At 31.9% G+C, this 15,182-nt stretch carries 15 protein-coding genes and 1 tRNA gene; 15 read left to right on the top strand and 1 reads right to left on the bottom strand.

Annotated features, from left to right (window positions below):
* The first annotated feature begins 32 nt into the window (after window positions 1-32).
* The 8 genes from B6S12_RS02610 to B6S12_RS02575 all read left to right on the top strand — a co-directional run bounded on the left by B6S12_RS02610 (window position 33) and on the right by B6S12_RS02575 (window position 6,359).
* Window positions 33-1,172, top strand: a complete 1,140-nt coding sequence (locus tag B6S12_RS02610; protein ID WP_111229269.1) for an FtsW/RodA/SpoVE family cell cycle protein — start codon at window positions 33-35, stop codon at window positions 1,170-1,172.
* Window positions 1,150-1,226: transfer RNA gene (locus tag B6S12_RS02605), tRNA-Ile, on the top strand. The genes B6S12_RS02610 and B6S12_RS02605 overlap by 23 nt, the downstream gene beginning before the upstream one ends.
* A gap of 86 nt (window positions 1,227-1,312) precedes the next feature.
* Entirely contained in the window at window positions 1,313-1,537 is a 225-nt protein-coding gene (locus B6S12_RS02600; protein ID WP_111229268.1) for a heavy-metal-associated domain-containing protein, read from the top strand.
* Between the two features lie 25 nt (window positions 1,538-1,562).
* Complete coding sequence (locus B6S12_RS02595) at window positions 1,563-2,381, top strand: DnaJ domain-containing protein (protein WP_111229267.1); 819 nt, start codon at window positions 1,563-1,565, stop codon at window positions 2,379-2,381.
* 11 nt (window positions 2,382-2,392) lie between these two features.
* A complete protein-coding gene (ciaB, locus tag B6S12_RS02590) occupies window positions 2,393-4,318 on the top strand; it encodes an invasion protein CiaB (protein WP_111229266.1) in 1,926 nt (641 codons plus the stop codon).
* The gene (locus tag B6S12_RS02585; RefSeq protein ID WP_111229265.1) at window positions 4,299-5,126 is read left to right on the top strand and encodes a CheR family methyltransferase; all 828 of its coding nucleotides are present in this window, start codon (window positions 4,299-4,301) and stop codon (window positions 5,124-5,126) included. Before ciaB ends, B6S12_RS02585 begins: the two co-directional genes overlap by 20 nt.
* 1 nt (window position 5,127) lies before the next feature.
* The gene (locus B6S12_RS02580) at window positions 5,128-5,781 is read left to right on the top strand and encodes a CheB methylesterase domain-containing protein (protein ID WP_111229264.1); all 654 of its coding nucleotides are present in this window, start codon (window positions 5,128-5,130) and stop codon (window positions 5,779-5,781) included.
* The gene (locus tag B6S12_RS02575) at window positions 5,778-6,359 is read left to right on the top strand and encodes a YigZ family protein (protein ID WP_111229263.1); all 582 of its coding nucleotides are present in this window, start codon (window positions 5,778-5,780) and stop codon (window positions 6,357-6,359) included. The genes B6S12_RS02580 and B6S12_RS02575 overlap by 4 nt, the downstream gene beginning before the upstream one ends.
* Before the next feature lie 343 nt (window positions 6,360-6,702).
* On the opposite strand, the gene hisS is transcribed toward B6S12_RS02575, so the two are convergent.
* The gene (gene hisS / locus B6S12_RS02570) at window positions 6,703-8,007 is read right to left on the bottom strand and encodes a histidine--tRNA ligase (RefSeq protein ID WP_245892488.1); all 1,305 of its coding nucleotides are present in this window, start codon (window positions 8,005-8,007) and stop codon (window positions 6,703-6,705) included.
* A gap of 132 nt (window positions 8,008-8,139) precedes the next feature.
* On the opposite strand from hisS, the gene rpmE reads away from it, so the two are divergent.
* From rpmE to B6S12_RS02535, 7 genes are read left to right on the top strand one after another with little or no spacing between them, the layout of a single operon-like run.
* Window positions 8,140-8,343, top strand: a complete 204-nt coding sequence (rpmE, locus tag B6S12_RS02565; RefSeq protein WP_111229261.1) for a 50S ribosomal protein L31 — start codon at window positions 8,140-8,142, stop codon at window positions 8,341-8,343.
* A gap of 3 nt (window positions 8,344-8,346) precedes the next feature.
* Complete coding sequence (gene rsmI / locus B6S12_RS02560; protein WP_111229260.1) at window positions 8,347-9,165, top strand: 16S rRNA (cytidine(1402)-2'-O)-methyltransferase; 819 nt, start codon at window positions 8,347-8,349, stop codon at window positions 9,163-9,165.
* Window positions 9,166-9,180: 15 nt separating this feature from the next.
* Window positions 9,181-9,870, top strand: coding sequence for a 23S rRNA (guanosine(2251)-2'-O)-methyltransferase RlmB (gene rlmB / locus B6S12_RS02555; protein ID WP_111229259.1), 690 nt, complete (start codon window positions 9,181-9,183; stop codon window positions 9,868-9,870).
* A complete protein-coding gene (locus B6S12_RS02550) occupies window positions 9,854-10,717 on the top strand; it encodes a hypothetical protein (RefSeq protein WP_111229258.1) in 864 nt (287 codons plus the stop codon). The genes rlmB and B6S12_RS02550 overlap by 17 nt, the downstream gene beginning before the upstream one ends.
* The gene (locus B6S12_RS02545) at window positions 10,711-11,526 is read left to right on the top strand and encodes a hypothetical protein (protein WP_111229257.1); all 816 of its coding nucleotides are present in this window, start codon (window positions 10,711-10,713) and stop codon (window positions 11,524-11,526) included. The genes B6S12_RS02550 and B6S12_RS02545 overlap by 7 nt, the downstream gene beginning before the upstream one ends.
* 9 nt (window positions 11,527-11,535) lie before the next feature.
* Complete coding sequence (locus tag B6S12_RS02540) at window positions 11,536-12,747, top strand: LL-diaminopimelate aminotransferase (protein ID WP_111229256.1); 1,212 nt, start codon at window positions 11,536-11,538, stop codon at window positions 12,745-12,747.
* A 21-nt stretch (window positions 12,748-12,768) separates the two neighbouring features.
* On the top strand, window positions 12,769-15,180 hold the full coding sequence (locus tag B6S12_RS02535) for a heavy metal translocating P-type ATPase (protein ID WP_181450928.1): 2,412 nt from the start codon (window positions 12,769-12,771) through the stop codon (window positions 15,178-15,180).
* Window positions 15,181-15,182 lie beyond the last annotated feature (2 nt).

Here is a 15,182-nt window from a genome sequence, read left to right as displayed (position 1 = left end):
TCTTTAAATTCAATTTGTAAAGAAGGTAGTTTTTGGTATTACTTAATAATTTTAATAGGAAAATTTTAGCACATTTTGATTTTATTCTACCTTTGTTAATTAGTCCTATTGTTTTGCTTTCATGGTTTTTAGTGAGTGAGAATAACGAATTTTTGGGACAAAAGGTGCTAATTTATGCTATGATTGGGTTTTGTATTTTTTGTGTGACATTTTTTATTCCTATTAGAAAAATACCGTGGGCAATTATTGGATTTTATTGGCTAAATATTTTCTTATTGGTTATTGTAGAATTTTTTGGAGATACAAGACTTGGGGCACAAAGATGGCTTGAATTGCCATTTGTGCATTTTACCTTTCAGCCTTCAGAGACTATGAAGCCTGCTCTTATTTTAATGATAGCATATCTAGTAGCTAAAAATCCTCCTCCAAAGGGCGGTTATAAATTATTAGATTTTCTCAAACTTTCTTTTTTTATAATGTTGCCTTTTGTGCTTGTGCTAAAGCAGCCAGATTTGGGAACTGCTCTAGTTTTACTTTTGATGAGTTATGGGGTTTTGTTTTTAATAGGGGTAAATTATAAAATTTGGATAGCTATTGTTATTTTAATTGGCTTAACTTCGCCTATTATGTATGTAAATTTACACGATTATCAAAAAAAGCGTATTGTGGATTTTGTAACTAAAGATCCTGATCATCAAGTCAAGCAATCTATGATTGCTATTGGTTCAGGAGGGATTTGGGGCAAGAATAAAGAAGAAGCTACGCAAGCAGCTTACAAATTTTTACCCATTGCTACAAGTGATTTTATTTTTCCATATTTTATGGAAAGATTTGGATTTGTTGGTGCGGTTGGGCTATTTTTGCTTTATGGAGTGCTTATTTTTCATATTTTTGGCTTAAGTAATGTGGATTTTAAGGATCATTTTTTAAGGGTAGTATCTTATTGTGTTGGAATGCTACTTTTTATTTATGTGAGTGTAAATATTGCAATGACAATAGGTTTGGCGCCTGTAGTTGGAATACCGCTTCCACTTTTTAGCTATGGGGGTAGTAGCTTTATTACTTTTGTAATTTTATTTGCATTTTTAGAACATATACTTGCTTTTAGATACGAAATGTTGTATAATCGCACTTCTTTTTCAAAGAGAAGGGCCCTTAGCTCAGCTGGTTAGAGCACTCGGCTCATAACCGATTGGTCATAGGTTCAAGTCCTATAGGGCCCACCAACTTCTTAAAAATCAAAACAAACTTTTTAAATTGTTAAATCTATGCTACAATTCCTCGTTTATTTTTCAAAATTAGAGGTTTTCTTATGAAAATACAGTGTCAAAATATTAAATGTCAAGGTTGTGTTAATAAAATTGAAGAAGCTTTAAAAGAGAAGTTTCCAAGTTTAAAAGTAGATATTGCCACACAAAGTGTAGAAGTAGAAGCTAATACACAAGAAGAGCAATTTATCAAAAGCACGCTTCAAAATTTAGGCTTTTTGGCAAATGCTGGAATGTTTGCTAAAGTTAAAGGTTTTTTTCAAAAATAAATTATAGTTTTAAGGAAATTAGAGTATGGAAATACTTATTATTGTTGCGATTATAGTTGTTGCTATAGCTTTTTATAATTTTAGGGATTATCTTTATAATCCAAGTTCGCGTCCAAAAATTGAGGAAATAGAAACGCAAAGTCAAGTAAGAGAATATGAAAATTATGAAGATCCTTATAAAAGCACAAGCAAAGAAGATAAGATTAAAAGAAGTGAACTTGGGATTTTAACTTCTCTTATGTCAAAAGTGGCGCATATTGATGGGGATTTTTGTCCTTTAGAAAAAGAGCTTGTAAGGAATACTCTAGAAGATATTGCACAGCAAATCACACTCCAAAGTGCTACTTATCAAAAAGAGGAAATTTTAGCGATACTTTATGATATTTTTAAAAACACAACAGAAGAAGTAGAAGAGCTAACCTATGCTTATGCGGAAGTTACAAAAGGGCAGTATAAAAGAAGATTGAAGTTAGTAGAATATCTTTTAATGCTAGCTTATGCGGATTCTAAACTAGAGGCTAAAGAGCAAGAAGTTATTTTAGATATTGCTGCTTATTTGGAAATAGAAAATGATGATTTTAATAAAATGTATGATGAGTTTGCAGAATTCTATGCTAAAGAAAGTTCAATAGTAAGTGTAGATAGAGCTTATGAGATTTTAGAAACCCAAAAGGGAGCTAGTTTTGAAGAGGTGAAAAAGAACTATAAAAGGCTTGTTAGAGAATACCACCCAGATATTTTACACCATAAGGGTTTAGAGCAGTCTATTATGGAAAATGCAAATGCAAAGTTACAAGAAATTAATGCAGCTTATGAAGTTTTAAAAGAGTATTATAAAAATTAAAGAGCATAATAATGGAGAAAAATAAAGTTTTAAGTGATATAGCTAAAATTTATAGTTATTTGCAAGAGCAAAATCGGCAAAACAATACATTTTATGAATATGTAAAAGAAGGGAGAGTTCCAGAAATTTTGGAGAATTTTTTTAAAACTACTCCTAAAAATGAAGAAATATTGTTAGCTTGTATTGATAGAGTAGTGGGGCTTAAAGAGGGTGCAATAGAAAATGTTTTAAAAAAAGAAAATTTTAAAGAAGAACAAATTTTAGAAAAAAAGGAACAGCTTTATTTTATTGCAAGAGATTACCATACAAAAGCACACCAAAATCTTATTGATTTTATTAAAGAAAAAGACTTGCTTACTCCTTTTTTGCAAGAGGTTATTGTAAGTGTGCATAAAATTGGAATTGTTTTTAATCAATTTTTTTATGTATGGAATAAAGAGCTTATTTTAAAAATTAATAAAAAGTTAGCAGAAGACTTTAGAGGCAATTTGGAAGCAATTTTAGAAGCCTTAAAAGATACATTAGAAGTTGCAAGAGATGGAGAGATAAACGATAGAAGTTACTCTGTGCCACAAATTTATGAAGGGAAATATAAAGCAGTTGCTTATGCAGAATTTTTTAAAGAAGAATTTTTGGAGTTTGAAAGAGTATTTGATGAATGTCTAAAAAAACTTGAGGAAATTGAAGAAATCTTACCTTCTTTAGAGCAAAAAGAAGCACATTTAAACTATTTTAAAGCTTTAAAAAATGCACTTTTGCAAAAAGATATTCAAGAGCTTTTGCCAGCATGGAGAGAAGTAGATAAGCTATGGATGCAGCTTAGCTCTCCTTTGCAAATTGGACATCCTTTGGAATATTATGAGGATCATTATAGGAAAGCGGTTGCGCCAGAATGGGATATAAGGATTGCTAGAATTTATGAGGGAATAGATTTGCTAGAGCAAAAGGATGAGGGCTTTAAAATAAAAAAAGAAGAGATTTTGAAATTTTATGAAGATTTTACTAAAAAGCTAGAGAATACACCTTATAAGCAAAATATTGATGAAACTACAAGAAAATCACTGCTTCAAACTCAAAGTTATGGTGGAATGCCACTCATTTTTTATGGTGCAGAAATGAATGGATTATTTAGTGCACAAGTAGTGCCTAATGATGAGAGTGTTAGTAAAAAGTATGGTAAGAAAATTTTTTATTTTCCAGATAGGGTGAGGGAGCTTTCTTGTGCAAAACCTTTTATGAAATTGAGTTCGCTAACTTTTCCTAAATATTTTTTGGATTCTACTAGAGAGCTTTTGTATTTTAGAGAAAAAGATTGGTATAGTATTTATGAGATTGCAACAGTAGGGCATGAGTTTGGGCATATCTTGTGGGTAGATGAAGATAGTGAACAAGTTATGAATAAAAGTGGGCAATTTAAAAATATTGAAGAATTTAAAGCAACAATGGGAGGTTTGATTTATTATTTTACCAATCAACATCAAAAGTATTTAAAAGATCTTGTTTTTAATTTAATTTCTAGGGCTGTGGGGTTGATTGCTTGGATGAAAGAGGGCGAAGTGTTGCCTTATTATTGTGAAGGATTAATCCATTTAGAACTTTTGTTTAAAAGTGGAATTGTGAAATTTAATGGGGATTTTAATACTTGTGCTTTAAGTATTGATGAAGCAAAAATACCTAATTTAGTGGAGCTTTATTTGCAAACTTATGAAGATTTAGCAAAAGTTTATTTAAATAAGCAGGATGCTAAAGAGTTTTTAAGTCTTTTTGCTTCTCTTGATGAGAAAGGGTATTTTAAACCCAATACCAAAGAAGTAAGAGAGTTTGTAGAAGGCTATTATAAAGAATATGAGAAAAATGGACAGGTTTTAGATAGTATAGATTTTAAAACTTGGAGTGAAAATTTTAAAAAGGAAGAAAGTGGCAGAAATAACGGATAAAGATATTGATAAAGCAAGAGATATTATTTATGAATTAGCGGGAACTTTTTTGCCACCTAGTAAAAATTCTACGATTAAAAATCGTCTTGATAAATTAGCTAGAGATTTCAATATTGAAGATTTTGAAGCTTTTTTTAGAAATGTAAAATTAGGTAGAAATAAACAAGATTTTATTAATGCTTTTACGACAAACAAAACAGATTTTTTTCGTGAGGGGTTTCATTTTATAGATATGTTAAACCGTATTTTACCCCATCGTCTTAAAGAAAGAGAGCCTATCAAAGTTTATTGTGCAGCTAGCTCCACAGGAGAAGAACCCTATTCTATTGCGGCTACACTGCTCCATGCAAAAGAAGTGTATCAATCTAACACATCTTTTTCAATTTGTGCAACAGATATAGACACTTCGGTATTAGAAACTGCTAGAAAAGGCGAATATATTGTAAATACTAAGCTAAATCCTTTGCCTAATTGGCTAGATCTTTCTTTGTATTTTGATATGCAAACTCTCACACCTAAAGAGATTTCTTTGAAGGTAAAAAGAGAACTTAAGGAAGCAATTACTTTTAAACAGCTAAATCTTATGCAACTTTCTTACCCTTTTTCGCAGAAAGAATTTGATATAATCTTTTGTCGTAATGTATTGATTTATTTTAAAATTGAAGATCAAGAAAAAATCTTACAGAGGCTTTTTTCTTGTTTGAAAGTAGGTGGAACACTTTATCTAGGACATAGTGAGAGCATTTTAAATCTTGCTGATAAAGTAGATAGATTAGGGCAGAATATCTTTATAAAGAAGGTGGATTAAAGTGTTAGTTTCAAGTACTAAATATCATCCAGATGTGGTTTTAAAATCCTCCCCTTTTAAAGGTGAGGGTAAGAAGATTATCGCAATTGGTGCTAGCACAGGTGGAGTAGAAGCGATTGCTAAGATTTTGCAAGCATTGCCACTAGGCTTGCCACCTATTATTATTACACAGCATATTCCAGATGGTTTTTCTTCATCATTTGCAAAGCGTTTAAATGATTTGTCTCAAATTCAGGTGCAAGAAGTTTGTAAAAAGGAAATATTAAAGAACTCTTGTGCTTATTTGGCTTCAGGCGATAAGCATTTAGTGTTAGAAAAAAGTGGCAATGAATATTATGCAAAGCCACTAGATGGAGAAAAAGTTTCAAGACACCGCCCAAGTGTTGATGTGATGTTTAGAAGTCTTAATAATGTAGCAGGAAAAAGTGCTCTAGCCATCATCTTAACGGGTATGGGAGATGATGGAAGTATTGGTATTAAGGAGCTTCATAGTAATGGTGCTTATACTATAGCTCAAAATGAAGAAACTTGCATTGTTTTTGGTATGCCAAAACAAGCTATTAGTAGAGGTGCAATTGTGGAAGTTGTAGCTTTAGAATCCATTGCACAAAAGATTATCCAGTATGCAAAAGGTGATTTAAAACGGCTTAAATGAAAACTCTTAAAAATATTATCTCTTCTTCTTTTGAAGTAAAAGGATCTACTTTTATTTCTTATTTAGTTCCTATTAAAGAATTTGAAAAATTTGAAACACAGCAAAGAGCAGAGCATCCAAAAGCAGTGCATTTTGTGAGGGCTACAAGAATGATGAATATCAATTTGCAAATTGAAGAATCTTTTAGTGATGATGGAGAGCCCAAAGGCACTTCAGGAATGCCAACTTTGAAAGTTTTAAGAGGCTATGAGGTGATAGAAGCAGGTGTCTTAACAATCCGTTATTTTGGGGGCACATTGCTTGGAACAGGTGGGCTTGTTAGAGCTTACACGCAAGGTGCAAAAGATGTGATTTTAAAAGCTCAAAATGAAAATGAGTTGCAAGAGTTTATCTTAAAGGATAGTGATACGCTTTTAATCTCTTATGCAAATCTAGCTAAAATAGAGTATATGGCAAATCATTTGGGTGTTGAGATTGTAAATAAAGATTTTCAAGCACAAGGCGTTTTACTTGATTTGAGTGCTAAAAAAGAAGATTTGCAAATATTTAAGATAAAACTAGAAGAGATAATTTATTAAAATTTTATAAAAATATTGAGGCAGTGGGTTTTATCAAATTTTAAAAAGTTCTCATAGCTCCTATAAAACATCTTTTAGAGTGGCATTATAGTTTTTGCAATCTTGCATTAAAATTTAAACTTCTAGCAACCCTATTGTCTTATTATGAATGCAATTAAATATTTCTGCTTTTTTAATCTTTATAAAAACTTTATAAAAATTTCCTTTTTTACAATAAATGCGTAATTTTGGCATAAGCTAGAGAGAAAACAAAAATTTTCATTGTTTTAAAAAGTTTTTTGAGTTTTATTAGATGGTATAGGATTTTTAAAGTTTATAGGGTTTTAGGGAGTGAAAAAGGAAACTAAAGAGTGATTTTCTCTTTAATTTCTTTTAAAGATAGATTGCTATATTGCTCTCCGCTTTCCATATCTTTAAGGGAGTAGTTGTTGTTTTTAATCTCATTTTCCCCTAGAATAATCACCCATTTATAACCCTTTTTATTTGCATATTGGAAAGATTTTTTGGGTTTTGTAACTTGTGGATAAACTTCAATATTTACTCCAAGTTCTCTTAAGTTTTTGGCACATTGGTAGCTTGGTGCTAAAGAAAATAGGGGGATTAGTAAAGCATTGGCTACATTATCTTGTGTAGAGATTAAGTTAAGCTCTAATAATCCTGCTAAAAGTCTATCAAGCCCAATACTTGCACCCACGCCACTCATAGCCTCGTTAGAAAAGTTTTGTGTAAGATTATCATATCTTCCTCCTGAACATACAGAGCCTAAAGAGGGCAAATCATTAAGAGTGGTTTCATAAATGATACCCGTGTAGTAGCCAAGTCCGCGTGCAATCGAGAGGTTGATTTTGTAAAAATCTTGAGGCAGTAGGTTTTGTAAAATTTTACAAAGCTCTTCTAACTCTTCTAAACCCTCTTTTAAAGTAGTATTATAGCTTTTGTAATCTTGCAATTCTTCTAAGAGGGAAAGGGCACTACTTTCTTGCTTTTTTTGAATGAAAGATAACAAAAAGTCAATTTTATCTATTTCTAGCGGAATGGTTTTTAGTTCTTCTTTTGTAGCGTCTTTACCTATTTTGTCAATTTTGTCAATGATTCTTAAAATTTCAACAGTAGAATCTTTTACTCCAAGGTATTCACAAAGCCCATTAAAAATTTTTCTATTATTAATATGGATTGTAAAAGCCTTTAATCCTAAATCACTAAGGGTTTGATAGATAACTTCTAAAATCTCTACATCACTTCCTATGCTTGTAGTTCCAATAAAGTCAAAATCACATTGTGTAAATTCTCTATATCTTCCTTTTTGAGCCCGTTCTCCTCTAAAAACATTGCCTATACAATAGCGTTTAAAGGGCAAACCTAGCTCATTTTTGTATTGGGAGATAAATCTTGCTAGAGGGACGGTTAAATCAAATCTAAGTGCAACTTCTCTATTGCCATGATCTAAAAAGTGATACATCTCTTTTTGGATTTCATCGCTCCCTTGTTTTTTTAGGATTTCTGCATATTCTAAATGGGGGGTTTCAATGGGGGAAAAACCAAATTTTTCAAAAGATTTTGTAATGCTTCTTAACATTTTTGCTTTTGCATAGGCTTCTTTGGGGAGCCTATCTTTAAAACCACTTAGAGTTTTTGGGGTGATTAGCATAATATTCTCCATTTTTTTTAAAATAAATTGTATTCTACACAAACTTTTATTATTGATTTATTATTTGTTGGATATAATTTTGCCTTTAATTTTAAAATTGCTTCTACAAAGATAGAAGATCAAGGATAAGAAATGAAAAAAGGAATTCATCCAGAATATGTACCTTGCAAAGTAACTTGCGTTACAAGCGGTAAAGAGATTGAGGTTATGAGCACAAAGAGCGAGTTAAGAATTGATATTTCTTCTTATTGCCATCCTTTTTATACAGGTTCTGATAAAGTAGTAGATACAGCAGGAAGAGTAGAAAGGTTTAATAAAAAATACAATCTTAAATAACCTATGGTTACCTTTCTTCCTACTCCCATAGGTAATTTAGAAGATATTACCTTGCGAGTATTGCAACGCTTAAAAGAATGTGAAGTTTTACTCTGCGAGGATACAAGAATTACTAAAAAACTTATTACTCTTTTACAAGAACGCGGATTTCTTATTAAAAAAGAATTTACTTATTACCCTTTGCACTCCCATAATGAAGAAGAATTTTTAGAAAATATTCAGCTTGATTTTTTTCATCAAGAAATAGCTTATTTAAGTGATGCGGGTATGCCTTGCATTAGCGATCCAGGGGCTAAATTAATCCTTTTTTTGCAAAAGCATAATATTGCTTATGATGTTTATGGGGGGATTAGTGCATTGACTTTGGGTGTTGCTTTTAGTGGAATTGTGGAGAAAGAATTTACTTTTTTGGGATTTCCTCCTCATAAATTTCAAGAAAAAATAGAGTTTTTTAGCAAGAGGCTAAACAGTGAAGTTCCTTTAGTATTCTATGAATCTCCTTATAGATTATTAGAAACTATGGAAATATTGTGTAAAATTGACAGTAATTTGCAAGTTTTTTTAGCAAAAGAGCTTACAAAAAAATATCAAAATATCTTTTTTGGTAAAATTACAGAAATTTGTGAGATTTTAAACAAGGCTAATATTAAAGGTGAATGGGTTTGTATAATAAAAGCAGTTTCTAAAAAAGAGGAGCAACGAAGTCTTACTCAAGAGGAAATTTATAGTATGGATATTCCTCCAAAAATTAAGGCAAAAATTCTAAGCAAACTTCAAGATAGACCTACACAAGAGATTTATAAAGAGCTTTGCGGACAATAAAATTAGGATAGAAGAATGATTGTTTATGGAAAACAGATTGTAATGTATGTTGCTAGGGAGTATCCTAATTTGTGTGAGGAGATTTATCTCTCTAAGGAGATTGAAAAGAGTAATTTTAATCTTTTTAAAAAGCTGGGTAAGCCTATTTTAAGATTGGATAATAAAAAAGCACAAGCTCTTTGTCATGGTGGAAACCATCAAGGATATTTGGCAAAAATTAAACCTCTTTTGCAAACCCCTTTTAAAGATTTAAAAAGGGCAAATTTTCTTTTGGTGCTTAGTGGAGTAAGTGATGTTGGAAATATCGGTTCGCTTTTTAGGAGTGCCTATGCACTTGGAGTAGAAGGGATTGTGATTTGTGAGTTAAAAGAGTTAAAGCAAGAAGGTATTATTAGGACAAGTGCGGGAGCTATGTTTGGTATGCCTTTTTGTATCGTGCAAAATACTCTTGATGTTGCTCATGAGTTAAAAGAGGCAGGTTTTAGCTTGCTTGGGACAAGTTTAGAAGAAAAAGGAGGGGAGAATAATATAGGAAGTAAAAAAGCTTTATTTTTAGGGAGTGAAGATAGAGGATTATCAAAGAAAACTTTGGCTAAAATGGATGTTTGTTTAAATATACCAATGAAAAACGGATTTAACTCGCTAAATGTTGGCGTTGCGGGTGCAATTTTAATGGATAGGATCGTAAATGGAAGCATTAGATAAATTAAGCGAAATAGGTGCAAAAGAAATAGCACAAGAAACTCATATTGCTATTAATAGAGTGGAAAATATCTTAAATAAGGACTTTTCTGCCTTAAAGGATAAGACAAGCACAATAGGTTTGGTGCATATTTTAGAGCGTGAATATAAGGTGGATTTAAAGGAATGGGTGAGTGAATATGAGGAGTTTTTAAAAGCAAATGGGGAGGAAAATGAGGATTTAGAAGGCTCTATCCAATTAAAAATTACACACGAGGTAACAGAAACACGCAAAGATAAGGGTGGAATTATTATTATTGCTGTGATTTTGATTTTATGTGGAATTGGTTTTTATGTGTATAATAATTTTTCTAATTCATTAAAACAAGATGAAAATGCTACAGAAATTAACACTACCGCACAAATCAATGAGGAAAATATTACACAGCAAAATGGGGAACAAAATTCACCTGTATCTAGTGAAAATAATCAGACTTTATTGCCACAAGTTGCAGAAGATCTTTCTTCTTCAGCTCCTATAAATTCTCCACTTCAAGAAGCACAAGAAACACAGGTTGTAGAGGCTCCTAAGATTTTTGAACTAAAACCTAAAGGAAATATGTGGATTGGTATTTTTTATTTGGATAATCATCAAAAAGTATCTTTAACTACTGATAAGCCTATTGAAATTGACACAAAAAGAGAGCAAGTATTTATAACAGGTCATGGAATGCTACAGATGGGGCAGGGAGAAAATTTGCAAGATTACAATCAAGCAACAAAGATGCGTTTTTATGTAGATAAAGAAGGGAATGTTTCCCCTATTAATTATGCAGAATATATGCGATTAAGTGGAGGAGCTGGGTGGTAAAGAAGCTTTTTTTGATACTATTTTGTAGTGGTATTGTTTTTGCAAATTCAGTTACTTATTCTATTATTTCAATTTTGGGACCACAAGAGTTTCAAAGAAATGAACGCTTTATTAACAAGGTTTTTGCTAAAGAGGAAAATTTTTTAAACGGTAAAGGAGAGCCAAATCTCTATAAAATCTCTCAAGCCTTGAAAGCTAATGGGCTTTTAAGCCTTACTTTTGGCGTTCCAAAGGAGCTTTTAGTAGAATTTGAAATCAAAGAAAATCCTCTTGTTTTTATGAATGCGCTTTATGAAGTTTTGCGTGCAATGGGATATTATTATTATTTAATTAAAGAAAGTCAGATAGATGAAAAAGGATATCGTTTTATTTTATCTATGAATACAGAATACGCTATTGATCCTGTGATTTTGCAAGAAAAATTAAAAGAATATGGTTATGAAGCAAATTTGATTGAGAGAAAAAGTCTTCAAGAATGGAAATATTCTTTTAAAAATGTAGAATTTAAATATCCTAAAGCAACACAACTACTTTTAAATGAAAGCAAGTTTATGGCAAATCTAGCAGGCGAGTATTGGTATCAGTGTGAAGGTGGGAATAAGCTGATTTTAGAAAGTGCTAATGGAGCTAAGTGGTTCCCTAAGATTGTGTTTTTTGATAAATTTATGAATATTATAGAAGTAGAAGAAACAAAAGAGAGTGTGCAAAAGCTTGAAGTAACCTTGCCAAAAGAAGTAAAATTTATTAAAGTGAGTGATACTTTTTTGCCTATCAATATTAAAAATGGACTAAATGTTATTATGCAATAAGGAGTGGAGATGTTTGAAGAGATTGAGTTTGAAAGAATTAAAAGATTACCAAAATATGTTTTTGCAGCAATCAATGAAATTAAGCTTAAAATGAGGCAAGAGGGCGAAGATGTCATTGATTTTAGTATGGGAAATCCTGATGGAGCTACTCCAAATCATATTATACAAAAGCTTTGTGAAGCAGCTACTAAGCCAAAAAACCACGGATATTCTGCGAGCAAGGGAATTTATAAGTTACGCCTAGCAATTAGTGATACTTATAAAAGAAAATATGGAGTAAGTCTAGATCCAGAGAGTCAAGTGTGCGTAGCTATGGGTTCTAAAGAAGGTTATGTGCATTTAGTGCAAGCCATCACAAATCCAGGGGATACTGCTATTGTAGCAGAACCTGCATATCCTATCCATTATTATGCTTTTATTTTAGCAGGTGCAAATGTGGCTACTTTTGGGCTAGAGTGGAATGAAAATTATGAGCTAGATGTAGAAGCTTATTTTAAATCTTTAGAGGAAGCTTTAAAAAATACAATGCCAAAGCCAAAATTTGTAGTAACAAATTTTCCGCATAATCCTACAACCGTAGTGGTTTATAAAGAATTTTATGAAAGACTTGTAGCATTAGCCAAAAAAGAGCGTTTTTATATTATTAATGATATTGCTTATGCTGATTTAAGTTTTGATGGTTATGTGGCTCCTTCTATTTTTGAAGTAGAGGGTGCATTAGATGTAGCAGTAGAGAGTTATACGCTTTCAAAAAGCTATAATATGGCAGGTTGGAGAGTGGGCTGTATTGTAGGAAATCAAAGATTGGTTGGAGCATTGCAAAAGATTAAAAGTTGGCTAGATTATGGGATTTATACGCCTATCCAAATTGCTTCTACAATTGCATTAAATGGAGAGCAAGAATGTGTTAAAGAAATAGCACAAAAATATGAAAAAAGAATGGAGGTTTTGATTGAAAGTTTTGGTGCAGCAGGTTGGGAGATGAAAAAGCCAAAAGCGAGTATGTTTATTTGGGCAACTCTTCCAAAATGTGCGGAGCATTTAGGAAGTATGGAGTTCTCAAAACAGCTTTTAGAAGAAGCAAAAATTGCTGTTAGTCCTGGGATTGGTTTTGGAAACAAAGGGGACAAATATGTAAGAATTGCATTGATTGAGAATGAAAATCGCATAAGACAAGCTGCAAGAAATCTCAAAAAATTTCTTAAAAAATTTGAAAGTTAAGCAGGATAAATTACTAAAATTATGCTAAGAAAATGCAATCATTGCCATTTAGAATTTGATACAAATTCTCTTATCAAAACACAAATTAAGGGGGAGGATAAATACTTTTGTTGCAAGGGTTGCAAGGGTGTTTATGAATTGCTTTTAGATGAGGGGTTGGAAGATTTTTATGCAAAATTAGGAAATCAAGCACTCTCGCCTGTGGAAAGTTCTCAAAATGAGGGACTAGAATATTTTGATAGTGAAGCTTTTTTTGAAAAATATATCCAAGAAAAAGAAGATTTGTGCGAGGCAACTTTAATTTTAGAAAAGATTCATTGTATTGCATGTGTTTGGCTAAATGAAAAGATTTTAACCAAGCAAGAGGGTATTAAAAAAGCATTAATTAATTACACAAACCATAAAGCTACTATTCTCTTTGATAAAGATAAAATTAAGCTTTCTCAAATTATTGCACTAATTAGAATGCTAGGCTATGATGCACATGTTTATGATTCTAAAATCCAAGAGCAGTATATTAAAAAAGAAAAACGCGATTATTATATTAAAATGAGCGTTGGAATATTTTGTGTGATGAATATTATGTGGATTGCAGTAGCACAATATGCGGGGTATTTTAGCGGCATTTCTCAAGATATGAAAAATATTTTGAATTTTGCGGGTTTTGTGCTTTCTACTCCGGTTTTATTTTTTAGCGGTTCTATTTTTTGGAGAGGAGCGTATGCGGCTTTAAGGTTTAAAGTTCCAAATATGGATTTATTAGTGATTAGTGGAGCAACTTTAGGGTATTTATACTCTATTTATGCGAGTTTTTATGGTGGGGAAACTTATTTTGAATCAGTTGCTATGATTGTTACTTTTGTGCTAGTGGGAAAATTTTTAGAAATTAGAGGCAAAAAAAGTGCCGTGGATTCTCTTGATATGTTAAATGCTACAATGCCTTTAAGCGTGGTGGTATGTGAGGGGGGAGAAAAAAGAGAAAAGGCGATAGAAGCGGTTAAAGTAGGAGATTTAATAGAAGTAAGAGTGGGGGAGAGGATTGCATTAGATGGAATTTTAAAATCTAGTGAAGCAGTTTGTGATGAGAGTGCATTAAGTGGTGAATCTTTGCCTGTTTTTAAAAAATATGCTAATCCTATACTTTCAGGATCTTTAGTGCTTAATAATCCTTTTATTTATGAGGTAACTAAGAGTTTTAAAGATTCTCTTATGAGTAAGCTTATTCATTTAGTAGAGGAATCTCTTAATGCACGCCCTAGAATTGAAGAGATAGCTAATAAGATTTCGCGATATTTTTCTGTTGTGATTTTATCTTTGGCAATGCTTACTTTTTTGGTTTGGTTTTTTGGAATTTATGCAGGATTTGAAAAAAGTCTTATGGTAATGATTTCAGTGATTATCATTGCTTGTCCTTGTGCGCTTGCTCTTGCTACTCCTATTGCTTCTTTGGTTGGGCTTAATGAAGCATTTAAAAGAAAGATACTATTTAAAGAAGCTAAATTTATTGAAAGTATTGCACAAGCTAGTGTTTTAGTGTTAGATAAGACAGGCACACTTACAAAAGGAAAATTAAAAGTCGTAGATAAAATCGCTTATTGTGAGGATTTTAGTATTTTAAAGCAGATTTTAGCTAAAAGTAACCATCCTATTGCACTTGCCCTCTTGGAGTATCTAGGGAGAGATTTAGATAAGGAAGTGGAGTTTTCTAGGCTAGAACAAGTGAGTGCTAGAGGAATGAGTGCAAAGCTTGGGGAAGATTTTTATTATGGTGGGAATGAAGCACATTTATTAGAAAATGGTATTAAGATACCAACAGAGATTCAAGAAAAGTTTAAAGAAAGAAGTATTTTTTGCTATGCAAAAAATAATGAGCTTTTAGCAGTTTTTATGCTAGAAGATGAATTAAAAGAGGACGCAAAAGTTGCTCTAAAATCCATTAAACAAATGGGAATTTCTTTAGTGCTTTTAAGCGGAGACAATCATGGTGTTTGTAAAAAAATCGCACAAGAATTAGGCATTAGTGAGTATTATGCAAATTGTTCTCCTATTAGCAAGGCAGATTTTGTAGATAAAATCCATAAAAGTGGTAAAAAAGTGATTATGGTAGGAGATGGTATTAATGATGCGCTAGCACTTAGTAAAAGTGATGTGGCTATTGCAATGGGAGGGGGAATAGATGTTGCTATTAGTGTTTCAGATGTAGTGGTGCTAGATGATAAAGTAGGGGGGATTAGAGAGGCTATTTATCTAGGTAGGAGAACTTATAGTTTTATAAAGCAGAATTTATGGATTTCTTTAGTGTATAATTTGCTTACCATTCCTCTTGCAATGGCAGGATATGTAATACCTCTTATAGCGGCACTTTCTATGTCGCTTAGCTCACTTTTGGTAGTGGGAAATAGTATGCGGATTAAAAAAGATTGTGAGGAGTAAAA

It is taken from the genome of Helicobacter valdiviensis, assembly GCF_003245365.1.
Classification (GTDB): domain Bacteria; phylum Campylobacterota; class Campylobacteria; order Campylobacterales; family Helicobacteraceae; genus Helicobacter_D; species Helicobacter_D valdiviensis.
The sequence above is the reverse complement of the archived record's forward strand: the minus strand, read 5'-3'. Positions and strand labels throughout refer to the sequence as shown.